The sequence below is a fragment of the Ruegeria sp. K11 genome, from assembly GCF_056531905.1.
The window spans coordinates 221,383-242,531 of sequence record NZ_JBQFMP010000003.1 but is presented as its reverse complement, the minus strand read 5'-3'; the positions used below and the strand labels follow the sequence as shown (position 1 = coordinate 242,531).

Genomic DNA, 21,149 nt, shown 5'->3' with positions numbered 1-21,149 from the left:
GGGCAGTGTCACGGGGTGTTCTTGACTTTATGTAAGTTCATACTTACCGTTAGTCATGGCTTACCAAGATGTGTTTTCAACACTGGGCGACGCCACCCGCCGTCAGGTTTTTGAGGCCGTCGCCGCGCGCCCCCGCGCAGTTGGGGATTTGGCCGCAGACCTGCCGGTCAGCCGCCCTGCGGTATCCCAACATCTGAAGGTTTTGTCCGACGCCGGTCTGGTCATTTGCCGCGCGGAAGGCACGCGCCGAATCTATGCCGCTCGGCCGGAAGGTCTTGCCGAGATGCGCGCTTGGCTTGATCGGTATTGGACAGATGTATTGCAGAGCTTCGCAACCGAAGTGAACGAAGGACAAGGTGGATGACTGACCCAATCATCAAGACCATTGTTGTGAACGCAACGCCGGATCGTGCGTTTGATGTCTTTGTGAACCGGATCGCCAAGTGGTGGCCGCTGGAGGGTCACGCCGTTTCAGCAGCTAAAGGGCAGGCTGCGCTGGCGGTTGTGATCGAACCCCGGGTCGGTGGCGCCATCTATGAGACCATGTTTGACGGAGAGCGCGAGGATTGGGGGGAGGTACTGGTTTTTGAAGAGGGCCGGCGGCTGGCGTTCAGCTGGCACCCGGGCACGAACAAAGACCGCCCGACCCGGGTGGAGGTGGCCTTTGAAGCGCAAGACGTGGCGCAGACAAAAGTCACACTGACCCATTCGGGTTGGGAGGTCTGGGCAAGCGACGCGCCCGACAAGCGCTCCGGATATGACAGCGGCTGGGATTATGTGCTGGGCGACTGCTACGCGAATGCCGTCGCCAACTAGAAAGGGCGACCGCGCGGGCCGCCCTTTCGTTGACTGAAGTCAGTCTTGGGTCGTTTTGCGTTTGATTTGAACCGAAATACGCTGTCTCTCCCTTCGGTCGAACGCGCATTTCGATGCTTTTTTTCAGATCAAACGCTGAACGCCTCAGTTCTTTTCTTTGTCGACCATTTTGCCGGCCGAGATCCAAGGCATCATGGCGCGCAGTTTCGCGCCGGTTTCTTCGATCATGTGCTCGTCATTGGCACGGCGCGATGCTTTGATGGTCGGCTGGCCAACGGCGTTTTCCAGCATGAAGTCGCGAACGAACTTGCCCTGCTGAATGTCGCTGAGGACCTCTTTCATACGCGCTTTGGTCTCGTCATATTTCAGGATACGCGGGCCGGTGACGTACTGGCCGTACTCGGCGGTGTTCGAGATCGAGTAATCCATGTTGGCAATGCCGCCTTCGTAGATCAGGTCAACGATCAGCTTCACTTCGTGCAGACATTCGAAATAGGCCATTTCGGGCGCGTAACCGGCTTCGACCAGCGTTTCAAAGCCGCAGCGGATCAGTTCAACCAGACCGCCGCACAGAACGGCCTGCTCACCGAACAGGTCGGTTTCGCATTCTTCGCGGAAGTTGGTTTCGATGATGCCCGAACGACCGCCGCCGATGGCCGAGCAATAGGACAGGCCAATTTCCAGCGCTTTGCCGGTTTCGTCTTTGTCAACGGCCACCAGACAGGGCACGCCGCCGCCTTTGGTGTATTCGCCGCGTACGGTGTGGCCGGGGCCTTTGGGGGCCATCATGATGACGTCGACGCCCTCTTTCGGCTCGATCAGGCCGAAATGGACGTTCAGGCCGTGGGCAAATGCGATGGCAGCTCCGGGCTTGATGTTGTCATGCACGTATTTCTTGTAGGTCTCGGCCTGCAATTCGTCGGGCATGGTGAACATGATCAGGTCGCACCAGGCCGCCGCTTCGGCGATGCCCATGACTTCCAGACCTTCCGCTTCGGCTTTCTTGGCCGAGGCCGACCCTTCGCGCAGCGCGACGACAAGGTTCTTGGCGCCCGAGTCGCGCAGGTTCAGCGCATGGGCGTGACCTTGCGAACCATAGCCCAGGATGGCCACTTTTTTGTCTTTGATCAGGTTGATATCGCAATCGCGATCATAATAGACGCGCATGTTGCCGGTCCTTTCTGTTTCGATTGCGGTGCTTTTATCCTGAAGTCGGGGTATTGGCGATAGCGTTGGGATTGAGTATTTGAGGAAAAGATGAAGAATCATTCTCGGAATTTCGAAGTTTTGTGAAAATCATGCTTGATGACATCGATCGACGTATTCTGCGGCATTTTCAGGCCGAGCCCAGCCTGACAGTGGCGGATTTGGCTGATCGCTGTCGGATCAGTCAGGGGGTTTGTTGGCGGCGGATCGAAAAGATGCAGGCATCAGGCGTTATTGAGGGGCAGGAGGCCGTGATTGACTGGGCGGCGTTGGGATATGCGGTGGAGGTGTCGCTACGCATCACGCTGGACAAGACGCAGGCGCGGGCATTTGACGATTTCACAGAAGCCGCGCGTGATGTGGCCGAAGTGATCGAGATCCAGACTTTTCTGGGCCGGGTGGATGTAAGGTTATCTGTTCTGGCGCGAGATATGGCGCATTATCAGCAGGTCTACCGCGATAGGATTCTGACGTTGCCTCATATCGCGGATATCGAAGCGCTGATGCATATCACGCGTCTCAAACGTGACGAGGCTTTGCCGGTATGATCGAATTGGATGGAACAGACCGCAGGATTTTACGGGCGCTGGTTCAGGATGCGACGCAAAGTGCAGGGGCGTTGGGGCGTCGGTTTGGGCTGTCTCAGCCTGCTACGTGGCGGCGTATTCGGCGGTTGGAGGAGGCGGGTGTCATTGCTGGCCGTCGATTGCGTCTGAATGCCGAAGCTTTGGGCTTTGGGGTGACCGTCTTTCTGGGGGTTAAGCTGGCCCGCAAGGGGCATGTCAGTCTGGAAGATTTCGAGCGTGCCGTCAGCGCCATTCCCGAAGTCCAGACGGTGGAACATGTGCTGGGTTTGTACGATTACAGATTGCGGGTTGTTGCGCGGGATCTGTCGGATTTCGAACGTGTTTTACGACGACGCATCATGACTTTGCCGGGCGCGGGCGAGGTCGAAGCCAACGTGTTGCTGAGCGAAGAACGACTGCCCGGTCCGATCGGATAGCGCCAATTCAGTATTTGGTGCGGAGCCGAAAACCCGGGTGATGGGTCATACGGGCGAATGTCATGGGTTGCCCGTCTTTCCATGTGGTACGTTCCAGTTGGATCATGGATGCGCCAGCGGTGGTGCCCATAAACTCGGCTAGCCGGGCATCGGCGGAGACGGCGCAAAACGCGATCTCGGCTTCGGTGAAAGGGGCGGTGTTCAACAACCACTCATGCGGGCCCGAGGTTTTCAGATCGGCTTGTTCGATTTCCGGAACTGTGTCGATGTTGATCCAGCGTTCCTCAAGCTGGAAGGGGCGGTTATCGGCATAGTGCATGCAGATCACATGCAGGACCCGGGCACCGGGTTGCACATTCATCTGTGATGTCAGCCAGCCCGGGCTGTTGACCACGTTGCGTTCGACCAGGGCATAGCGGTAGGTGGAATTTTGGTTTTCAACCTCTTGCCGGGCCAGCGAAATCTCCAGCTTGGCTTGTTTGCGTGGCTCTTTCTTGACGCGCGTTCCGCTTTTGCGCTTGCGTTCGACGAACCCCTGTTCAGCCAATTCCCGAAGTGCGCGGTTGACCGTGGCGCGGGCACAGTTGAATTCTTCGGCCAACTGGGTTTCTGTCGGAAGAAGCGAGCCCTGTGGCCAGATGCGGGCTTCGATCCGTCGTTTAACTTCATCCCGAACAACCTGAAAACTAATGCGCTTTTGCAAAGTCACGAGTTACTTAATCCATTCAAGTTCAAAGTGAGTGTATCTGTTCAGAAACACGTCATAGTGTAAAGAGGTGGTGACACTGGTTAGCGTCATCTCGGCTATTTGTTGCATAGGATTTCCTCAATTAAAACCTCAGGTTGAAGGTTCCCTAGGGTCAACCTTCCCCAAGGATTAGCGCTTTACCGGCAAGACCCGAGCGTGCAAAACATTTGTGAAACTGGAAAGGACGCTAAAATGCCTGCACTGCTGGAAACTGTGGACCCGGATGGCCTGGAAGAATTCTCGGTCGTGTTTACCGATCGGTCTCTCAATCATATGTCTGCAAGCTTTCAGCAGGTCATGCGGGATATCTCGGACATGTTGTGTGCGGTTTACAACGCGGATGGGGTTGCGGTGATCCCGGGGGGCGGGACCTACGGCATGGAAGCCGTGGCGCGTCAGTTTGCGCGTGGGGCGACGGCTGTTGTGGTGCGCAACGGTTGGTTCTCCTACCGGTGGAGCCAGATATTTGAATCCGGGGCATTGACCGAAACCACCACCGTTCTCAAAGCGCGACAAACGGGCAATTCCAGCCCGTCTCCTTTTGCCCCGGCACCGATTGATGAGGTGGTTGCGACCATTCGGGAACAGCGGCCCCAGATCGTTTTTGCACCGCATGTGGAAACTTCGGCTGGTGTGATCCTGCCCGATGACTACGTCACCGCGATGGCGGAGGCTGCCCATGAGGTCGGCGCGCTGATGGTTCTGGACTGTATCGCATCGGGGTGTGCCTGGATCGACATGAAGGCGACCGGTGTGGATGTTCTGATCTCGGCCCCGCAAAAAGGGTGGAGCGCGTCGCCCTGTGCCGGGTTGGTTATGCTGTCGGAGCGTGCCGAAGCGCGGTTGCAGGAGACGGACTCGGATAGTTTCGCCATCGATCTGAAGAAGTGGCGACAGATCATGCAGGCCTATGAAGCGGGCGGGCATGCCTACCACGCTACCATGCCGACGGATGCGCTCCGGGCATTCCGGGATACGATGGTTGAAACCCGCGATTATGGCTTTGAAAAGCTGCGCGACGCGCAGTGGGCCTTGGGTGACGGCGTGCGGGCGATGTTGAAGGACAAAGGCATCGTTTCTGTCGCTGCCGACGGATTCGGAGCGCCGGGTGTCGTGGTGAGCTATACGTCGGACCCGGAGGTACAGAATGGCAAGAAATTTGCCGCTCAGGGGATGCAAATCGCGGCGGGGGTGCCTTTGCAATGCGACGAGCCCGAGGGGTTCAGCACCTTCCGTCTGGGTCTGTTCGGCCTTGATAAACTGTATGACGTGGAGGGCACGATTGCGCGTCTGCGGCGGGTTCTGGATCAGGTGGTTTAGGCACCGCCTCAGCGCACGCCGAGACCCATCTGCATCAGAGTTTTGCGCACGGGTGGCAGGGAATACAGCGCGTTCAGCCCCATCGCCCGCGCATCGCGCAGCGGTCGTGTCTCGATCATCGAGGCGCGGTTCAGAAGATCAATACCTTTGACACGCAGTTCGATCTCGGTGTGGCGCGCCTTGTGATAAGCCTGCAGCATTTGCGCGTCGCCCAATCCCTCGGGGCGGACCTGCGCCAGGTCCAGCAGGCTGCGCAGATCACCCAGTGACATATTCAGCCCCTGCGCGCCGATGGGGGGCACCACATGCGCGGCCTCGGCCATCAGGGCGACGCGTTCGCCCGACAGCCGCTCCGCCGACTGGGTGATTATCGGCCAGATGGTCCGGCGCGAAGCCAGCTTCAGCGGCCCGAACAACCCGCAGGAGCGTTCGGTCATCGCCGCTTCGAATGCCGTGTCCTCAAGGTTCAGCAGTTCCACAGCGCGCGGACCGCGTTCCATCCAGACGATTGCCGAGGACGGCTGATTCTGCCAATCCGGCAGGGGCACCAGCGTGAAAGGGCCGCCCGAACGGTGGATTTCCGTCGAAATATTCTCATGCGGGGTGGGGTGAGTGACCGCAAAGGCCAGTGCCTTCTGTCCATAGCGCGTGGTGCGCACATCAATTCCCGCTGCTTCGCGCATGGGTGAATTGCGCCCATCGGCGGCCACCACAAGCTTGCACCGGATGCGACTGCCATCGCTCAGGCCGACGCGGGCCTCATTGGTGCGGGTGAACAGGCTGACGGTGCCGGTGCCGGGTCGGAAATCAACATTGGGCAGTTCGGCCAGCCGGGCCACCATTTCGCGCCGCAGTAGCCAGTTGGGAAGGTTCCAGCCAAAGGGCTGGTCCGAGATGTCGGCAGCATTGAAATCGCGCACCACGCGAGGTTCCGGCACGTCGCCGCCCGCGTCCACGATCCGCATGATTTGCAAGGGGGCTGCATGGGCATCCAACCGAGCCCAGAGACCGCATTGCTCCAGCAAGCCATGGGCAGGCTGCAGAAACGCGGTGGTGCGCAGGTCTGACCCGTCAACATCCCGCTCGGTGATTGGCGGTGTGGGGTCAACGCAGATCACGTCGAACCCGGCGGCACCAAACGCGGCGGCAGCGGTCAGTCCGGCGATGCCGCCACCGGAAATCAGGATGTCGCAGCTATCTGTCATGACCTTGGCCTCCGTACTCTGGCGCAGACCCTAGAGCGGTTCTGAACCGGGTGCCAAGTGACATCCTGTCCCGTGCATCAGCCGCGCGAGATCAGGATCAGAATCAGGTACATCACCGGCACCATCATAAGGGCAGGGATATAAAGCCCCGGTAACCCGAACAGCATGACCGAACATCCCCACATGCTGAAGATCGCAAGCGCGGTATAGCCCCAGTCTTCGCCCTCGCCATGAGCGGCGTCGCGGGCCATCCAGCCAAACAGGGGAATCGCAAATAACAGGCGCTGCCAGACGGGCAGGCGCCGAAATGTATCGGTCGCGCTCATGGGGTTTCTCCGGTTCTGTTCGTCGCTCCTGCGCATATAGGGGCAAGCCCACGCCTGCAGGATGTGCAGATCGTCGCAGTGTGACAGCCTATCGCAGGCGGCCCAGAAATGCGGTCAGATCGTCGGTGTGATGATGAATGTGATCGGCCTCATGGGGGTCGGGCGCGACGTGAACGGTGCGCATTCCCATCTCATGTGGGGCCGCAAGATTGCGGGGATCATCTTCGAACATTGCCGCCAGTCCGGCGTCAATTCCATCCTGTGCGAAGATCGCCTCGAACGCGGCCTTTTGCGGTTTTGGCCGGTATTGCGCGTGCTCGATCCCGTAGATTGCATCGAACAAGCCGCTCAGGCCACGAGCATCTAGAACCCGCTCGGCATATGGGGCGCTGCCATTGGTATAGACGATGCGGCGACCGGGTAGGGACCGGATGTGATCGGCCAGTTCCGCGTCGGGGTCCATATGGCTCATATCGACCTGATGCACTGCGTGCAGATACGGGTCGGGGTCCAGATCATGTTCCGCCATCAGACCGGCCAGAGTGGTACCGTATTCGCGCCAGTAATGTGATCGCAGCCGATCCGCTTCGGCCCGGTCCACACCGATGGCGCGCACGACGTAATCCGTCATCAGAACCTCGATCTGATCGAACAGGCGCATATGTGGCGGATATAGCGTGTTGTCGAGGTCGAACACCCATTGGGTGACGTGGGAAAAAGCGGGTTTGACCATGATTTCGGTTTAGGCCTCCCGGGCGCGGTTTTCAATGCCACACTTGATTGCGGGGGCGCGGGCCGGATAGACAGGTCCGAACGAGGAGATAAAACACCCGATGCCCCAATCGAAACATCCCACCAAAGATGCCTATAGCCTGATTCTCGAAGCGATCGACGTGGGCGTTTACAAGCCCGGTGACCGATTGGTGGAAAGCGAGTTGGCCGAGCGTTTCGGAGTCTCGCGCACACCGATCCGCGAAGCCCTGCAGAGGCTTGAAACGCAATCGCTGCTGGAGCGGGACGGGCGATCGCTGATCGTGGCTTCGCTGGATCACAACCAAATGGCCGAGCTGTACGTGGTCCGTCGCGAATTGGAAGGGCTGGCGGCCAGACTGGCGGCCAAGCATGCGACCGAGGAAGAGATCAGGGTTCTGCAGGATATGGTCGAGGCAGATGATCAGTTGGTGAACGATCCCACGGCTCTGTCACGTGCAAATCGCCGGTTTCATGAACAGATCCATCTGGCCTCGCATAACCGGTATCTTGTGCAACAGCTGGACCTTGTACACCGGACTATGGCGCTGATGGCGACGACTTCGTTGGCGGTACAGGGCCGGGGCGAAATCGCCCAGAACGAACACAAGGCCATAGTCGATGCCATCGCCGCGCGTGATGAGGACGGAGCCGCGAAAGCCCTGCAGGATCATATTTCGGTGGCATTCATGACCCGGCTCAAACAGGATGCCGTGCGGCGTGAGAAATAGGATCACTTAAGGGGTCGCCGGTTCTTCACCCGCGTGACCATGCTGGGTTTTGTCCCAGAAAAACGGGTTCACCACCAGTTCCCACAAGGCTTTATAGGCAGCCAGAACGCCCATCGGGTAATACAGCATCATTGTGGGCACCCATGGCAAAAGAAACCGCTTTTGCCCGGCAATCACGCCCAAAGCGCCAACGATGAAGTTTGCCGCCTCGGCCGCCAGAAACAGATAGATCAGACCATTCAGCATCTCGGGCGTCAGGACGGCGTGAAACGGGTGGGGCAGGCCCAGTAGCACAAGCCAGAACGCCCAAAGGACCGGGGCCAGCAGAAACTGACCCAACGTGCCGAGAAAGAAAGCCTGAACGCCCAGAAAGCGCACAAGCCCAAGCTCTTTCAGCAAAAGGCGGGGCGTGCGCATATGCACGAGGTAGGTGACCATGAACCCCTTCAGCCAGCGAGACCGCTGCTTGACCCATGGCCAGGCACGGAAATTGGCCTCTTCATAAGTTGTGGTATCGATGATTTCGGTCCGATAGCCAGCCCGGCTCAACCGCACGCCCAAATCGGCATCCTCGGTGACGTTATGCGCGTCCCAGCCTCCCAGCTCCAACAGCTTGTCGCGCCGAAAGAAAAAGGTTGTTCCACCAAGAGGAACAACCAGGCCCAGCCGTGCAATGCCCCTGAGGATGATGCGAAACCAACCATTATATTCGATGGTGAAACAGCGCGCGCGCCAGTTTGTGCGGGGGTTGTAGTAATCCAGCATCCCCTGAAGACAGACGACATCTTCCGCAGCATTTGAGAAATGGTGCACCACCGTTTCGATCTGATCGGGGACGGGGGCGTCCTCGGCATCCCAAACGCCCAGAATATCGCCCCGGCAGAAATCCAGCGCGTAGTTCATCGCCCGAGGCTTCGTGGTCAGATCACCCAGTTTTGGCACTTCGAGCGCACGGATCCAGCTTGGCAGCGTCAGACACTCCAGCGCAGAGCGGGTGACTTCATCGTCTTCTTCTAGCACGAGGATGACGTCGAGCAGCGTTTTGGGATAGGTCAGCCGCTGCAACCGGGCAATCAGCACATCCGCGATTTCACGCTCTTTATAAAGCGGAACCAGAACAGAGACACAGGGCAGTTTTGACGGCGCAATCTGTGTGTGTTCCGACGTCACCCTGCGCGGCGTCAGGTAAGCCACAAGGCCCGCAAGTCGAAGCAACAGAAAGAGAACCAAAGTTGCAACCGTGACAGCCAGCACCAAACCAAGACCCGTGACAGGAAAGACGGCAAACAAGGCGCCCAGCAGCATCAGGCAGGCAAAGACGGTTGAGTGTGGGCGGATTGTCCAGTTTCGGCAGCTCTGCTCGGGGGTGACCCGCGTCTCGGCGGCTTGGGCCAGTGGCACAGCATGGCAACGGGCGATTGCCTGATCAATCTGATCGCTTTCCGCCAAAACAGGGACAACGGTCAGCCCATTGCCTGCCATAGCTGCGACAATCGTGGAGAACCGGTCAGGCCGCGCGGTTGCGATCAGCAATATCGGCCCCACCCGCATCCAAGGCACCACGTTGTGCGACAGCCAGAACGCAACGGGCATGATATTGCACAGCTCTGGCGTCGGGGGTGTCTGCGCAAGATCGGCAATCTGCAAACCGCTTTGGTCGGACAGCGCTGCCACAACTTCCTGCCGCGAAACCCAGCCCTGACCCACCAGTATCTCACCAACCGGGGCATCTTGGCTGTCCTGCAGATCCAGCGCTTGTGTCAGTTGTTCCGGTGTGATCGTGCCGCGGTTCAGCAGGCAGGTGCCCAGACGCTCGGGCGCCTGCCTGCTGTCAATTGGTTCGCTACGCGCCGCAGTTGGTAAATTCAGTTCGCCCACTGGTACATCCTGCCATGGTTAACGCATGGCAGGTTTGCGGCATTAGGGTTAACGCGCGGTTAACATTGATAAAGGTGAGGTTAAGCCTGTGCTTTTCGCCCGGCCATGGCTTCTGCGAAGCGTTCGAACAGATAAAAACTGTCCTGAGGGCCGGGTGATGCCTCGGGGTGGTACTGCACCGAATAAACCGGGCGATCGGTCATGCGGATACCGCAGTTCGAGCCATCGAACAGCGAGCGGTGCGTTTCCATGACACCCTCGGGCAGGGATTGCGTATCCACGGCAAATCCGTGGTTCATCGAGGTGATCTCGACCTTGCCGGTTTCCAGATCCTTGACCGGATGGTTCGCGCCGTGGTGGCCGTGGTTCATCTTGACGGTCTGACCACCCAGGGCCAGCGCCAGCATCTGGTGCCCAAGGCAAATGCCAAAGACCGGCAGGTCGGTGGTGTCCAGAACCTCCTTGATCATCGGCACGGCATATTCGCCGGTGGCGGCCGGGTCGCCGGGGCCGTTGGACAGGAACACGCCATCGGGATTATGCGCCAGAACCTCCGCAGCCGTGGCGGTGGCGGGCAGGACGGTCACATCACAACCAGCCGAGGCGAGACAGCGCAGGATGTTGCGCTTGGCCCCGAAATCCAGCGCCACGACCTTGTGCACAGGCGCTTCCTGCCGCTGGTAGCCATCGGGCCACGCCCAACGCATCTCATCCCAGCGATAGCTTTGGGCGCAGGTGACATCCTTGGCCAGATCCATACCTTCCAGCCCGGCAAAACCGCGCGCGGCGGCGACCAGAGCTTCGATGTCGAAATTGCCGTCGGGGTCATGGGCCAGTGCCACATGCGGCGCGCCCTGCTGACGAATGGCGCGGGTCAGGCGGCGGGTGTCGACGCCGCCGATGGCGATGCGGCCACGACGCGCCAACCAGCTTTTCAACTCTTCTGCCGAGCGCCAGTTGGATGGCTCTGTCGGGTCCCATTTGACCACCATGCCAGCAGCCACCGGATCGCCGGTTTCGTCATCTTCGGGGTTCACGCCGACATTGCCGATATGGGGGAAGGTGAAAGTCACAATCTGGCCCGCGTACGAGGGATCGGTCATGATCTCCTGATAACCGGTCATGGCGGTGTTGAAACACAGCTCGGCCACGGTCTGGCCGGTGGCGCCGAAGCCAACGCCGTAGAACAATGTTCCATCAGCCAGTGCCAGACATGCGGTGGGCTTGGACGGGGCGTTCTGGGCCATGGCGCGACTCTCCTGCAAGGTAAACCGGCGCATACCTAAGGGGGTTGGGCGCTTGGGTCAAGCCTGTTCAATTTTTGGGCTATCTATATAAATCAATGCCTTAGCCGTATTCATCTCCGGTTGTGCCTCGCTTTTTGTTTCGATATGGTCGGGGTTCCTTTGTCATGGGGATGGACAGACCATATGGATATGCGTTCGCGGGTGAACTCTGCCCTGAAGCAAGCAATGAAAGACAAAGAGGCCGAGCGTCTGTCGACGTTGCGCCTGATCAATGCTGCGATCAAGGATCGGGATATTGCGTCTCGGGCATCGGACAACGAAGAAGCCAAGGGCTGCGGCGATTCCGAGGTTCTTGAGATTCTTGGCAAAATGACCAAGCAGCGCAAGGAAAGCGCGCGCGCCTATGAAGAGGGCGGACGATTGGATCTGGCCGAGCGCGAACTGCGCGAGGTTGAAGTGATCGAGGAATTTCTGCCCAAGCAGCTGGACGAGGATGAGGTCAGCAAGGCGATACAGACCGCCATCACCGCCACCGGCGCGGGGTCGATCCGGGATATGGGCAAGGTCATGGGCGAGCTGAAGACGCGCTATACCGGCCAGATGGATTTCGGCAAGGTTGGTCCGATGGTCAAAGACCATCTGTGCGCAGCGTCCAGCGGCGGCTGATTATTCCTGCGCGGCAGGGTCGCGCAGTTTCTGGCTCAGATCATAATACAGCGCGATCCGCTCGTCTTCGGACAGGAATGCGCCGATTTCGACCTCTCGGCCATCTCCGATCAGGGTCACGTAATGTGGGACAGGGCCACCATGAGTGTGCATCTCGGGGCGTGCCCAATACCGGTTGCAATGCCATTCCAGAGGCGGTTTCCGAGGGGTGACGTGAATTAGATGCGCTTGTGTTCCGGTCAGGGTCAGTACCTCGAACACCCGGCGCGCGCGGTAATTGGCCTCGAAGGCCAACCATAAACCCAGAACAGTGATCAGCAGGAACGGCAGCAAGCCCCACAAGAGTACCGATCCCAGCACGGCCATCAACGGAATGAGACCGAACAGGAAGACGGCCAGAACGACCCCCATGGCCCCGCGCGGCGGCAGTGAGTTATGCGGCCAAAGACGCAGTTCCTGTTCCGTGTCCGAGGTCTGTTTCCAATGATAGGGCATGATTGAGAATTAGCGTAAAGCGTGCCGTGGGCAAAAGCCAAAATGTCAGACGACATGTCCCACGCGGGACCATGACAAAGCGTCGTCCAACCTGTCATCTCCCCAGAAAACCTCACCGCGCACAACAAAACTTGGCGCGCCGAAAATTCCCAGTTTGATGGCGGTTTCCGTTTCCTTTTCAAGGGCTGCAGCCGCGTCAGGGCTGCGTGCTCGGGCCAGCATGAGACGGGGATCTTGTTGGCATCGCAGCAGTGCCTCGGATATGGCGGCCTCGGATCCGGCTTCGACCCCGTCTTCGAACCAGATTCGATAAAGCGATTGCGTGAAAGACTGGCCCCAGTCATCCACCATTCCAAGCAGAGCCACCTGATTGGCAAGGGCAAGGTCCGAGATCGGGTAGGGCGCGGGCAGGTTGGCATGGATACGATACTTGGCCGCACGGCGTTCTATATCGCGCCACATGTAGGCCGATTTCGCAGGTTTGCCCGCGAAGGGAATATTCTGCTGCTGTGACATCACGGTGCGCACATTGAACGGACGCCAGTTGACGGTGGCGTCATGTTCGGCGCACCAAGCGCTTAGGCGTGTAACCGTCAGGAAGCTGTAAGTGCTGCCTATGGAGTACCAGAAGTCAATTTCAGGCATGTGACCCCTCCGGTTTGCCGGATGTCGTGCCCGTAACAGAATAGCGGATTTTTTCGGTTCTGGCGACCGTGCGACGCCTTAAGGCTGTGCAAAGAGAAAACCCCGCCGGTTTGGCGGGGTTTCATTTGGGTTTGATCAGGGATCAGTGCGCGTGGCCCTTGTCCCAGTCTTCCTGCTTGGGCAACTGCTCGAACGTGTGTTCGGGCGGCGGCGAGGGCAGGGTCCATTCCAGCGTGTCAGCATATTCGTTCCACGGGTTCGGACGGGTCTCACGCGCGCCACGCATCAGCGCGTAGATCACGATGCCGAAGAACAGCAGGAACGAAGCGAAGGATACGAACGCACCGATCGACGAAACGAAGTTCCACTGTGCGAACGCTTCGGGATAGTCGATATACCGGCGCGGCATGCCCTGACGGCCCAGGAAGTGCTGCGGGAAGAAGGTCAGGTTGGCGCCGATGAAGAACATCCAGAAGTGGATTTTGCCCCAGAACTCGGAATACTGACGGCCCGTCATCTTCGAGAAATAGAAGTACACGCCAGCGAAAATCGCAAAGACGGCACCCAGGCTCATCACATAGTGGAAGTGTGCCACCACGTAGTACGTGTCGTGATAGGCACGGTCCACACCGGCTTGGCTCAGAACCACACCGGTCACACCGCCAACGGTGAACAGGAACAGGAAGCCGAAGGCGAACAGCATGGGGGTTTTGAACTCGATCGAGCCGCCCCACATGGTCGCGATCCACGAGAAGACCTTAACGCCCGTGGGCACCGCAATGACCATTGTGGCCAGCATGAAATAGGCCTGCTGACGCAGCGACATGCCAACGGTGTACATGTGGTGCGCCCACACGACGAAGCCCAGCACACCAATCGCGATGATCGCCCAGACCATCGGCAGGTAGCCAAAGATCGGCTTGCGCGCGAAGGTCGCGATCACGTGGCTGATGATGCCGAAGCCGGGCAGGATCACGATGTACACTTCGGGGTGGCCGAAGAACCACAGGATGTGCTGATACAGGATCGGATCGCCACCGCCGGCGGGATCAAAGAAGGTGAAGCCAAAGTTGCGGTCCATCAGCAGCATGGTGATCGCGCCTGCCAGAACCGGCAGGGACAACAGAATCAGCCAAGAGGTGACGAAGATCGACCAGCTGAACAGCGGCACCTTGAACAGGGTCATGCCCGGGGCACGCATGTTCAGGAAGGTGGTGATCATATTGATCGCGCCGAGGATCGAGGAGGCGCCCGAAACGTGCACGGCAAAGATCGCAAGGTCCATGGACATGCCGCCCTCGGTCGTGGATAGCGGTGGGTAAAGCACCCAGCCTACGCCCGAGCCGAGCTGGTCATTCCCGCCCGGAGACAGCAGCGAGGCCACACCCAGCGAGGTACCGGCCACATACAGCCAGAAGGACAGGTTGTTCATCCGCGGGAACGCCATATCCGGCGCGCCGATCTGCAACGGCATGAAATAGTTGCCAAAACCGCCGAACAGGGCGGGGATGACAACGAAGAACATCATTAGAACACCGTGATAGGTGATCATCACGTTCCACAGGTGCCCGTTTGGTGTACAAGGGTCGGCCATGAACCCTTCGAGGCACATGTACTGAACACCGGGGTGCATCAGCTCAAGCCGCATATAGACGGTCATCGCTACCGAGATAAACCCGGCCAGCGCCGAGAAGATCAGGTAGAGAATCCCGATGTCCTTGTGGTTGGTCGACATGAACCAGCGCGTGAAGAATCCGCGCTGGTCTTCATGGTCGTGACCATGAATGGCTGCGTCTGCCATTAGGTGCCTCCTGTTGCAACTACACCGCGCAGTCGGACCTCTCCAACGCGCGGGATTCCTGCTGGTTTTAGAATGCGGGGGGGCGACCTTCAATGGTCGAGTTTGATCTGGATCAAGATTAATTGTCGCGGGGTACGGGATGCCTCGCGCGTTTCTGTCCGGGATCACTGCCTATCTGGTCATCCAAAGGCGGAATTCAAGGGGTGTGTGCCACAGCCGGTAATCGTCGCTTGACCCCTCTGGCGCGGAGCCTCAGAACTTGTAGCGACTTACTTATCGGAGACCTCAGATGCCCACTTATGATCCCGACAACATCTTTGCCAAGATCCTGCGCGATGAAATCCCCTCGAACCGCGTGTACGAAGATGACGAGACGGTCGCCTTCATGGATATTATGCCGCGCGCGGATGGTCATTTGTTGGTTATTCCCAAAACACCCTGTCGCAACCTGCTGGATGCCTCGCCACAGCAATTGGCAGCCGTGATGGCGACCACGCAGAAGCTGGGACACGCGGTGATGAAGGCGTTTGCGGCGGATGGGGTCACGATCCAGCAGTTTAATGAAGCCGCAGGTGGGCAGGAGGTGTTCCATTTGCACTTTCATGTTTTGCCCCGGCATGAAGCAGTTTCGCTCCGGGCCCCGGGTAAGATGGGAGATTTTGACCTGATCGCAGAACACGCGGACAAGATTCGGGCGGCTTTGAGCTGACTTGACCAGCGCGCGCCTAAAGGCAAAGCGCAAATTGCGCGTCGATGGGTTGAACCTGTCCGGCGCGACGCTTGCGCTGGTTTTGGGGGTTTGAAACGAGAATTGCCGTTCCGATATGGGGTCGGAACGGCAGACTCGTAACCAAACACTTCATCGGATTTCACGGGGTAGTACCGTGATCACCGGTTAACACACCACTCACTCTTGAACGGCCATTACACACTACGTGGTTGTGCGGGGTTTGTATTGGGGGGAAGTGAAAAAAACCTGAATTTGATACGAATAATGGTAAATCTCAGCGGAGATGTTCACGGTTCCAGAAACAGAACCTGACGCAGCCCAAGATTGTTGTTTTGTCTTGTGTCAAAACCGAGGCGAGAGTGCAGAATCACTCGGCGGCGTTGGCCGTATCGGCGTTGAACACATCGTCGAAGGTCCGGCGCAGCGCGACATCCACATCCGCCATCGCCACCGGCAAACCCAGATCGACAAGCGACGTGACACCATGTTCCTGTATGCCACAGGGCACGATACCGCTGAAATGTTCCAAGTCCGGTTCAACGTTGATCGAAATGCCGTGAAAGCTGATCCATTTACGCAGCCGCACACCAATCGCAGCGATCTTGTCTTCGGCGGGTTGGCCGGTCAGGGTCAGCGGTTTGTCATTGCGCTGAACCCAGACGCCGACGCGCCCGTCTCGGATTTCGCCGGTCACATTGAACTCGGCCAGGGCCCGGATGACCCAGTCTTCCAGTTGCTGAACGAATTTGCGAACGTCACGCCCGCGTTTTCGCAGATCAAGCATTACATAGACAACGCGTTGCCCCGGGCCGTGATAAGTGTATTCACCGCCACGCTTGCTTTCGTAGACGGGAAACCGATCGGGATCTATCAGATCCTTGCGGCGCGCCGAGGTGCCCGCCGAATACAAAGGAGGGTGTTCAAGCAGCCAGATACATTCATCCGCCGCCCCGGACTCGATCTCGGCCACACGCGCCTCCATAAAGGCGGTGGCATCCTCATACTCGGTCAGCCCGTCGGTCGTCTTCCATTCCATGGTCAGGTCCATAGACTGTCTGGGCGCTATGGAAAAGGGGTTATGCCGCGTCTGCAAGACAGCGTCGCAGGACCTGAGAATAAGTGTCGATCCCTTGCGCGCCTGTCAGCAGGTATTTCCCGCCAAATACCATGGACGGAACGCCCGAGATGCCCCGGCTGCTCCAGAATTGCTGTTTTTCCCGCACTGGCCCTTCGTGGGCCCCCGATGCCAGCGCTGCCCTTGCCGCGTCAGGCTCGAGACCGGCAGCGCGGACAGCACCCATCAGGACCTCGGTGTCCGAGACATCCTGCATCTGAGTGAAATAGGCATCGAACAGCGCAAGCTTCAGCGGGTGCTGGCGCCCTTGACCTTCGGCCCAGTCCAGCAACTGGTGCGCGGCGAAGGTGTTATAGATTCGACTGTTTTCGGTGAAATTGAATGCAAACCCCAGCTCGACCCCTAACGCGGTCAGCCGTTCCCGAGCCTGCTGGCTTTGTTCCGCGGTCGAGCCGTATTTCTCCATTATATGTTCCCGCAGGTTCTGGCCTTCGGGGCCCATCATCGGATTCAACTCAAACGGATGCCAGCGCAGCCTGGCCAGAACACTCTCTTGTTTCAACGCCTCGTCGAGCTGACGAAAGCCAACGATGCACCAGGGACAAACTACGTCAGATACAATGTCGATCTGTACGACGGGGCGGGGATCCGAGGGTGCCATCTGCTGTTCCTGACTTTTGTCGTGATGTCCTGAGGTTGTACAAATAGGAATGCGTGAGGTGAATTCAAACTGCCGTGTTTTTGCCTCTTCACATCGTGCGGTTCAGCGTCTATACGCGCCTCTACCAAGTCAATGGCAGTGCGGTCGTGGCGGAATTGGTAGACGCGCAGCGTTGAGGTCGCTGTGGGGTAACACCCGTGGAAGTTCGAGTCTTCTCGACCGCACCAGAAAATTGCAAAAAAGTAATTATTATCTGATGCTTGTCTGGTAAATGGTTTTTATAGACCACCTTGTAGTCCACCCTAGTGTCCGGGCCGCGCTTGCTCGCATAAGTTGTTGCACTTTTTTGGTGTGCAGTGAACATTGTCCGAAATTATAGCAATGAGATTCTTGAGTGAGCGTATGAAGCCGTTTTTGAAGTGGGCCGGAGGAAAACGTTGGCTGGTAGGTCACGAGACTTTCAAGATACCTGAGTTTTCTGGACGCTACATTGAACCATTCCTAGGCGGTGGCGCAGTATTTTTCCATCTGGCACCTAGTAAAGCAATACTCTCTGACGTGAATCCAAAGCTGATAGAAACCTATCGGGCAATCCGCGATGATTGGGGGCAAGTTTGGGAAGCTCTGAAGCGACATCAGTCCTTACACAGTAAGGAGCACTACTACCGTGTAAGGGCGACTAATTATGAAAGAATGTCAGATCGAGCGGCTCTATTTTTGTATTTAAATAGAGCGTGTTGGAATGGTTTGTATCGAGAAAATCTGGCGGGTCAGTTCAATGTACCTATCGGAACTAAGACTAAGGTCCTAATGGATGATGATGACTTCCAGATGACATCCGAAGTGTTGGCAAACGCAGACCTACGTTGCTGTGATTTTTCTGAAGCGCTGAGTGAAGCAACAGATGGTGACTTTGTATTTGTAGATCCACCGTACACGACTGCCCATAATATGAATGGGTTTGTTAAGTACAATCAGAAAATATTTAGATGGGAAGATCAAATTCGATTGAGAGACGATCTAGTTGCTGCAACTGAACGTGGCGCAAAGATTATTCTAACTAACGCTAATCACGAAAGTCTAACAGAACTCTACAGCGGTCATGGAAGCCTGATAGCTGTGCCGAGAGCTTCAGTCATAAGTGGAAAGTCAAAGGGAAGGTCACAAACTGAGGAGCTATTGGTGTACATGGAGCGAGAGGCGCTCTAATGAGGAAGCTTTTATCTTTAGTGGTGAAACTTTTGTCATTTCTGCCACTTGTGGGTGGGGTATTCGAAGCTAAGTCTCAATCGAGGTGGGCTGCTTTGCTCGAACTGTCCATTTCAACTTTGTTTTCGACGCTCCCTATATGGTTTTTTCCGTTGCTGGCTTCGACGTTCATTAAGTCGAGCCCTAACTTCTTAGACAATGTTCTTTCGTCTGTAAGCCAAGGGGATTTGTTCATTTATTCGTCTGCGCTGGTAGGGCCACTTATTTTCGCGATTACAAAGAACTATGCGGTGTGGGGAGAGGAAAATCCAAGCCCAAATGCGTCGCGATTTGGAAAACTCACTTTCGAGTTCCCATCGGGTATGTGGTTTTTTCTGATTTCCCTCGCGATCTGTGCAGTAGCGGCGTTCTGTTTTGGGTTGTTGAGGTTGAGCAGTATGGGGTTAGTTTCAGTGCAAATTCATGCCGACAATATGCTAATGGCTTCTGGCCTGCTCTACGGTTTTGCACTGGTGTGCCTTTACGCGGTTTCCGTATACAAAAACGAACTAGAGAGCTTCTCCGGCCAAGGGAACTCGGACACAAACGATTTTATCAAACTATGGAACTCTCGAAATGATTGACGTTCCCAAAGACCAAGATCCCATATCCTATGAGTTTGATTGTATCCGCGCACGTCAGCCGATTGGTGACATCTTCATCTGCTCAGCGCCATACAATCTTGTCCGAAAGATTACCCATTTCGATGTGCGGCGGGTAATTCAAGAAGAGCGCGATGTCGAACGTTATCTTGGGATCCAGAGACCGTTGGATCAACGCCGCGTCGACAAGATCAAGCAATATGTGAACTTTTACGATGCTTCGTTTCCAACAGGTATCATCATCGCCATCGATGAAGATTATGCTGAGTATGACGAAGAGCGGAAGAAACTGATAGTTTCGAATGTCAGACGCCACGAGACAGAACAATCAATCAACATAAGCAACATTGCTAGGGTAATCGATGGTCAACACCGTATTGCCGGGCTCAGGGCATTTGAAGGTGACAATTTTGATTTGCCCGTAGTTGTTTTTGTCGGTGCGGACATATCAGATCAGGCACATATCTTCTCGACCGTGAATTTGGAGCAGACAAAGGTTCACAAAAACCTTGTTTACGACCTTTATTCACTTGCAAGATCTCGGAGCCCCCAAAAAACCTGTCACAATATCGCCGTAGCTCTCGATCAGGACAAGGAAGGTCCATTCTCACAGCGAATTAAGCGGCTCGGTGGCGCAACGGTTGGACGTGATTTTGAACCTATCTCGCAAGCAACCTTTGTCGAGATGCTTTTGAAATACGTTTCTGACGACCCCAAAGGGGATAGAGACATACTTCTCCGGGGGCAGTCGTTGAAAAAGATTGGTGTTCCGGATGTTTGGAAACTGCCGTTTAGAAACCTCTTTATTGAAGAAAGTGATTTGAAAATTGCCAGCGCTGTAAACGGGTTTTTCGAAGCAGTGCAGTCAAGATGGCCTAAGGCATGGGCTGATACTACGCGCGAAGGTTTGATGCTCAATCGGACAAACGGATTTCGAGCACTGATGCGGCTGTACGGTCACCTGCATGTCGCACATGGGCTGCCCGGAGGTGTTGTTCCGAAAGACTACGTAACGAACTACTTGGAGAATGTGCCACTTGAGGACGATGATTTTAACACGGAAAACTTCGTCCCCGGTTCCGGCGGTGAAGCCAAGCTCTTTAGGGTTTTGAAATTGGAAGAAAAGCTAGAATGATCCTTAACTATACTCCAAATTTTTGGCGCTAATCTAATCTCAGGCGAATTCTGTCTTCCTAGGTAGCGGAAATCGTATAAAACTTGGTGTCTCTGGTTGGAAAAAAGTCGAAGTGTCATCAATTTCTTATTTACTAATTCTTCGTAATCGCGTCGTCGGAAATATTGCAACAGTTGCAACTCACTCCTGCAACTTCGCTGCCACGAACCCAAACAACATGAAGGCTGGCCAAAACAGAACGACGGTTGCCTTGGCCAACAGCAACGCGGGATCACCGGAGCGCTCTTGCTCCGATGCCTCAATATGCCATTCCAGTGCCGCTTGATCTTCCGGGATGCGGCTGGGTAATACGACCCGCCGCCAAATGCGAGCACCAAAAAACAAGTAGGTTAGCGCGACGATCACTTCAGTCATGCCCTTGGCCTTTCTGTACGCGCTGGGCGATGAACTCGGCTTTCTGGCGTTGGCGCACTCGCTTCTCGCGCTGCGACCACTCATCAATTTCATCCCTTGATGCCCGAATTCGGCCTTTGACTTCGGCGCGTTTAGCCGAGAGCCGGATTTTTTCATCAACGTTCTGGCTGTCCGCTATCAGGGCGTTAAGGCCCATTTGACGTAGTTCCAATTCTCCAATGCCGTTGCTCAACTCAACTTTTTTCCGCCTGATTTCCATGCCTTCAGCGGACTGTTCGAAAAGTATGTCCGCCAGTAGCGCATATTGGCCCTCCCGGGTGTCAGCGGGCGATTGTGCCAGCGTTTGCATTTGATCTTGGTTGGGAGTTTCTTCGGTCATGGTGTTTTCCTTTTCGTCAAAGTTGGAACCGTCAGCCAAAGGCTGTCGGGGCAGTTCGTATTCACTCC

25 protein-coding genes and 1 tRNA gene are annotated in these 21,149 nt (G+C 56.6%); 12 read left to right on the top strand and 14 right to left on the bottom strand.

Annotated elements, in window-relative coordinates; all coding sequences use genetic code 11:
* The first annotated feature begins 55 nt into the window (after positions 1-55).
* Both ACR0K4_RS06240 and ACR0K4_RS06235 read left to right on the top strand, forming a co-directional pair.
* On the top strand, positions 56-364 hold the full coding sequence (locus tag ACR0K4_RS06240; RefSeq protein ID WP_480853268.1) for an ArsR/SmtB family transcription factor: 309 nt from the start codon (positions 56-58) through the stop codon (positions 362-364).
* On the top strand, positions 361-816 hold the full coding sequence (locus ACR0K4_RS06235) for an SRPBCC family protein (protein WP_480853267.1): 456 nt from the start codon (positions 361-363) through the stop codon (positions 814-816). The genes ACR0K4_RS06240 and ACR0K4_RS06235 overlap by 4 nt, the downstream gene beginning before the upstream one ends.
* Positions 817-960: 144 nt before the next feature.
* Here the strand turns inward: ACR0K4_RS06235 and ilvC are convergent, their stop codons facing one another.
* Entirely contained in the window at positions 961-1,983 is a 1,023-nt protein-coding gene (gene ilvC / locus ACR0K4_RS06230) for a ketol-acid reductoisomerase (protein WP_170652671.1), read from the bottom strand.
* A gap of 131 nt (positions 1,984-2,114) precedes the next feature.
* Between ilvC and ACR0K4_RS06225 the strand changes: the two genes are divergently transcribed.
* Entirely contained in the window at positions 2,115-2,570 is a 456-nt protein-coding gene (locus tag ACR0K4_RS06225; RefSeq protein WP_480853266.1) for an Lrp/AsnC family transcriptional regulator, read from the top strand.
* A complete protein-coding gene (locus tag ACR0K4_RS06220) occupies positions 2,567-3,025 on the top strand; it encodes an Lrp/AsnC family transcriptional regulator (protein ID WP_480853265.1) in 459 nt (152 codons plus the stop codon). Before ACR0K4_RS06225 ends, ACR0K4_RS06220 begins: the two co-directional genes overlap by 4 nt.
* 7 nt (positions 3,026-3,032) lie before the next feature.
* Here ACR0K4_RS06220 and ACR0K4_RS06215 read toward each other — a convergent pair whose 3' ends face one another.
* Positions 3,033-3,734, bottom strand: a complete 702-nt coding sequence (locus tag ACR0K4_RS06215; RefSeq protein WP_480853264.1) for a GntR family transcriptional regulator — start codon at positions 3,732-3,734, stop codon at positions 3,033-3,035.
* Between the two features lie 231 nt (positions 3,735-3,965).
* Between ACR0K4_RS06215 and ACR0K4_RS06210 the strand changes: the two genes are divergently transcribed.
* Positions 3,966-5,093 (top strand): aminotransferase class V-fold PLP-dependent enzyme, encoded by a 1,128-nt coding sequence (locus tag ACR0K4_RS06210; protein WP_480853263.1) that lies wholly within the window; start codon positions 3,966-3,968, stop codon positions 5,091-5,093.
* Between the two features lie 8 nt (positions 5,094-5,101).
* Here the strand turns inward: ACR0K4_RS06210 and ACR0K4_RS06205 are convergent, their stop codons facing one another.
* The 3 genes from ACR0K4_RS06205 to ACR0K4_RS06195 form a co-directional block, all read right to left on the bottom strand.
* Entirely contained in the window at positions 5,102-6,298 is a 1,197-nt protein-coding gene (locus ACR0K4_RS06205; protein ID WP_480853262.1) for a UbiH/UbiF family hydroxylase, read from the bottom strand.
* Positions 6,299-6,375: 77 nt separating this feature from the next.
* Positions 6,376-6,624 (bottom strand): hypothetical protein, encoded by a 249-nt coding sequence (locus ACR0K4_RS06200; protein WP_480516129.1) that lies wholly within the window; start codon positions 6,622-6,624, stop codon positions 6,376-6,378.
* Positions 6,625-6,712: 88 nt separating this feature from the next.
* Positions 6,713-7,357 carry a pyrimidine 5'-nucleotidase gene (locus ACR0K4_RS06195; protein WP_480516131.1) on the bottom strand — a complete coding sequence of 215 codons (645 nt, stop codon included), beginning with the start codon at positions 7,355-7,357 and terminating at the stop codon, positions 6,713-6,715.
* Positions 7,358-7,457: 100 nt separating this feature from the next.
* Here ACR0K4_RS06195 and ACR0K4_RS06190 point away from each other — a divergent pair, with 100 nt between their 5' ends.
* On the top strand, positions 7,458-8,105 hold the full coding sequence (locus tag ACR0K4_RS06190; RefSeq protein ID WP_480516133.1) for a GntR family transcriptional regulator: 648 nt from the start codon (positions 7,458-7,460) through the stop codon (positions 8,103-8,105).
* Positions 8,106-8,111: 6 nt separating this feature from the next.
* Here the strand turns inward: ACR0K4_RS06190 and ACR0K4_RS06185 are convergent, their stop codons facing one another.
* Both ACR0K4_RS06185 and carA read right to left on the bottom strand, forming a co-directional pair.
* The gene (locus ACR0K4_RS06185) at positions 8,112-9,983 is read right to left on the bottom strand and encodes a glycosyltransferase (protein WP_480853261.1); all 1,872 of its coding nucleotides are present in this window, start codon (positions 9,981-9,983) and stop codon (positions 8,112-8,114) included.
* Positions 9,984-10,063: 80 nt separating this feature from the next.
* Positions 10,064-11,230 carry a glutamine-hydrolyzing carbamoyl-phosphate synthase small subunit gene (carA, locus tag ACR0K4_RS06180; RefSeq protein ID WP_480853260.1) on the bottom strand — a complete coding sequence of 389 codons (1,167 nt, stop codon included), beginning with the start codon at positions 11,228-11,230 and terminating at the stop codon, positions 10,064-10,066.
* A 183-nt stretch (positions 11,231-11,413) separates the two neighbouring features.
* Here carA and ACR0K4_RS06175 point away from each other — a divergent pair, with 183 nt between their 5' ends.
* Positions 11,414-11,896, top strand: a complete 483-nt coding sequence (locus tag ACR0K4_RS06175; RefSeq protein ID WP_480516139.1) for a GatB/YqeY domain-containing protein — start codon at positions 11,414-11,416, stop codon at positions 11,894-11,896.
* On the opposite strand, the gene ACR0K4_RS06170 is transcribed toward ACR0K4_RS06175, so the two are convergent.
* The 3 genes from ACR0K4_RS06170 to ctaD form a co-directional block, all read right to left on the bottom strand.
* Positions 11,897-12,391, bottom strand: coding sequence for a DUF2244 domain-containing protein (locus tag ACR0K4_RS06170; protein WP_480853259.1), 495 nt, complete (start codon positions 12,389-12,391; stop codon positions 11,897-11,899).
* A 45-nt stretch (positions 12,392-12,436) separates the two neighbouring features.
* Positions 12,437-13,036: a DsbA family protein gene (locus ACR0K4_RS06165; RefSeq protein ID WP_480516143.1), complete on the bottom strand. Its 600-nt coding sequence runs from the start codon at positions 13,034-13,036 to the stop codon at positions 12,437-12,439.
* A 142-nt stretch (positions 13,037-13,178) separates the two neighbouring features.
* On the bottom strand, positions 13,179-14,837 hold the full coding sequence (gene ctaD, locus ACR0K4_RS06160; RefSeq protein ID WP_480516145.1) for a cytochrome c oxidase subunit I: 1,659 nt from the start codon (positions 14,835-14,837) through the stop codon (positions 13,179-13,181).
* 289 nt (positions 14,838-15,126) lie between these two features.
* Between ctaD and ACR0K4_RS06155 the strand changes: the two genes are divergently transcribed.
* Positions 15,127-15,546: an HIT family protein gene (locus ACR0K4_RS06155; RefSeq protein ID WP_480853258.1), complete on the top strand. Its 420-nt coding sequence runs from the start codon at positions 15,127-15,129 to the stop codon at positions 15,544-15,546.
* Positions 15,547-15,934: 388 nt separating this feature from the next.
* On the opposite strand, the gene lipB is transcribed toward ACR0K4_RS06155, so the two are convergent.
* Positions 15,935-16,615, bottom strand: coding sequence for a lipoyl(octanoyl) transferase LipB (lipB, locus tag ACR0K4_RS06150; protein ID WP_480853257.1), 681 nt, complete (start codon positions 16,613-16,615; stop codon positions 15,935-15,937).
* A 28-nt stretch (positions 16,616-16,643) separates the two neighbouring features.
* Complete coding sequence (locus tag ACR0K4_RS06145; RefSeq protein WP_480853256.1) at positions 16,644-17,303, bottom strand: DsbA family oxidoreductase; 660 nt, start codon at positions 17,301-17,303, stop codon at positions 16,644-16,646.
* A 140-nt stretch (positions 17,304-17,443) separates the two neighbouring features.
* On the opposite strand from ACR0K4_RS06145, the gene ACR0K4_RS06140 reads away from it, so the two are divergent.
* The 4 genes from ACR0K4_RS06140 to ACR0K4_RS06125 all read left to right on the top strand — a co-directional run bounded on the left by ACR0K4_RS06140 (position 17,444) and on the right by ACR0K4_RS06125 (position 20,288).
* A tRNA-Leu gene (locus ACR0K4_RS06140) sits at positions 17,444-17,530 on the top strand.
* A 163-nt stretch (positions 17,531-17,693) separates the two neighbouring features.
* Positions 17,694-18,512, top strand: coding sequence for a DNA adenine methylase (locus ACR0K4_RS06135; RefSeq protein WP_480853255.1), 819 nt, complete (start codon positions 17,694-17,696; stop codon positions 18,510-18,512).
* Positions 18,512-19,135, top strand: coding sequence for a hypothetical protein (locus ACR0K4_RS06130; protein WP_480853254.1), 624 nt, complete (start codon positions 18,512-18,514; stop codon positions 19,133-19,135). Before ACR0K4_RS06135 ends, ACR0K4_RS06130 begins: the two co-directional genes overlap by 1 nt.
* Positions 19,128-20,288, top strand: coding sequence for a DGQHR domain-containing protein (locus tag ACR0K4_RS06125; RefSeq protein ID WP_480853253.1), 1,161 nt, complete (start codon positions 19,128-19,130; stop codon positions 20,286-20,288). The genes ACR0K4_RS06130 and ACR0K4_RS06125 overlap by 8 nt, the downstream gene beginning before the upstream one ends.
* A gap of 180 nt (positions 20,289-20,468) precedes the next feature.
* Here ACR0K4_RS06125 and ACR0K4_RS06120 read toward each other — a convergent pair whose 3' ends face one another.
* Both ACR0K4_RS06120 and ACR0K4_RS06115 read right to left on the bottom strand, forming a co-directional pair.
* Positions 20,469-20,702: a hypothetical protein gene (locus tag ACR0K4_RS06120; RefSeq protein WP_480853252.1), complete on the bottom strand. Its 234-nt coding sequence runs from the start codon at positions 20,700-20,702 to the stop codon at positions 20,469-20,471.
* Positions 20,695-21,081, bottom strand: a complete 387-nt coding sequence (locus ACR0K4_RS06115) for a hypothetical protein (RefSeq protein WP_480853251.1) — start codon at positions 21,079-21,081, stop codon at positions 20,695-20,697. The genes ACR0K4_RS06120 and ACR0K4_RS06115 overlap by 8 nt, the downstream gene beginning before the upstream one ends.
* Positions 21,082-21,149 lie beyond the last annotated feature (68 nt).

Coding starts and splice junctions, on each gene's coding strand:
- ACR0K4_RS06240 (WP_480853268.1), top strand. CDS start 56: ATGGCTTACCAAGATGTGTTTTCAACACTGGGCGACGCCACCCGCCGT.
- ACR0K4_RS06235 (WP_480853267.1), top strand. CDS start 361: ATGACTGACCCAATCATCAAGACCATTGTTGTGAACGCAACGCCGGAT.
- ilvC (WP_170652671.1), bottom strand. CDS start 1,983: ATGCGCGTCTATTATGATCGCGATTGCGATATCAACCTGATCAAAGAC.
- ACR0K4_RS06225 (WP_480853266.1), top strand. CDS start 2,115: ATGCTTGATGACATCGATCGACGTATTCTGCGGCATTTTCAGGCCGAG.
- ACR0K4_RS06220 (WP_480853265.1), top strand. CDS start 2,567: ATGATCGAATTGGATGGAACAGACCGCAGGATTTTACGGGCGCTGGTT.
- ACR0K4_RS06210 (WP_480853263.1), top strand. CDS start 3,966: ATGCCTGCACTGCTGGAAACTGTGGACCCGGATGGCCTGGAAGAATTC.
- ACR0K4_RS06205 (WP_480853262.1), bottom strand. CDS start 6,298: ATGACAGATAGCTGCGACATCCTGATTTCCGGTGGCGGCATCGCCGGA.
- ACR0K4_RS06200 (WP_480516129.1), bottom strand. CDS start 6,624: ATGAGCGCGACCGATACATTTCGGCGCCTGCCCGTCTGGCAGCGCCTG.
- ACR0K4_RS06195 (WP_480516131.1), bottom strand. CDS start 7,357: ATGGTCAAACCCGCTTTTTCCCACGTCACCCAATGGGTGTTCGACCTC.
- ACR0K4_RS06190 (WP_480516133.1), top strand. CDS start 7,458: ATGCCCCAATCGAAACATCCCACCAAAGATGCCTATAGCCTGATTCTC.
- carA (WP_480853260.1), bottom strand. CDS start 11,230: ATGGCCCAGAACGCCCCGTCCAAGCCCACCGCATGTCTGGCACTGGCT.
- ACR0K4_RS06175 (WP_480516139.1), top strand. CDS start 11,414: ATGGATATGCGTTCGCGGGTGAACTCTGCCCTGAAGCAAGCAATGAAA.
- ACR0K4_RS06170 (WP_480853259.1), bottom strand. CDS start 12,391: ATGCCCTATCATTGGAAACAGACCTCGGACACGGAACAGGAACTGCGT.
- ACR0K4_RS06165 (WP_480516143.1), bottom strand. CDS start 13,036: ATGCCTGAAATTGACTTCTGGTACTCCATAGGCAGCACTTACAGCTTC.
- ctaD (WP_480516145.1), bottom strand. CDS start 14,837: ATGGCAGACGCAGCCATTCATGGTCACGACCATGAAGACCAGCGCGGA.
- ACR0K4_RS06155 (WP_480853258.1), top strand. CDS start 15,127: ATGCCCACTTATGATCCCGACAACATCTTTGCCAAGATCCTGCGCGAT.
- lipB (WP_480853257.1), bottom strand. CDS start 16,615: ATGGACCTGACCATGGAATGGAAGACGACCGACGGGCTGACCGAGTAT.
- ACR0K4_RS06145 (WP_480853256.1), bottom strand. CDS start 17,303: ATGGCACCCTCGGATCCCCGCCCCGTCGTACAGATCGACATTGTATCT.
- ACR0K4_RS06130 (WP_480853254.1), top strand. CDS start 18,512: ATGAGGAAGCTTTTATCTTTAGTGGTGAAACTTTTGTCATTTCTGCCA.
- ACR0K4_RS06125 (WP_480853253.1), top strand. CDS start 19,128: ATGATTGACGTTCCCAAAGACCAAGATCCCATATCCTATGAGTTTGAT.
- ACR0K4_RS06120 (WP_480853252.1), bottom strand. CDS start 20,702: ATGACTGAAGTGATCGTCGCGCTAACCTACTTGTTTTTTGGTGCTCGC.
- ACR0K4_RS06115 (WP_480853251.1), bottom strand. CDS start 21,081: ATGACCGAAGAAACTCCCAACCAAGATCAAATGCAAACGCTGGCACAA.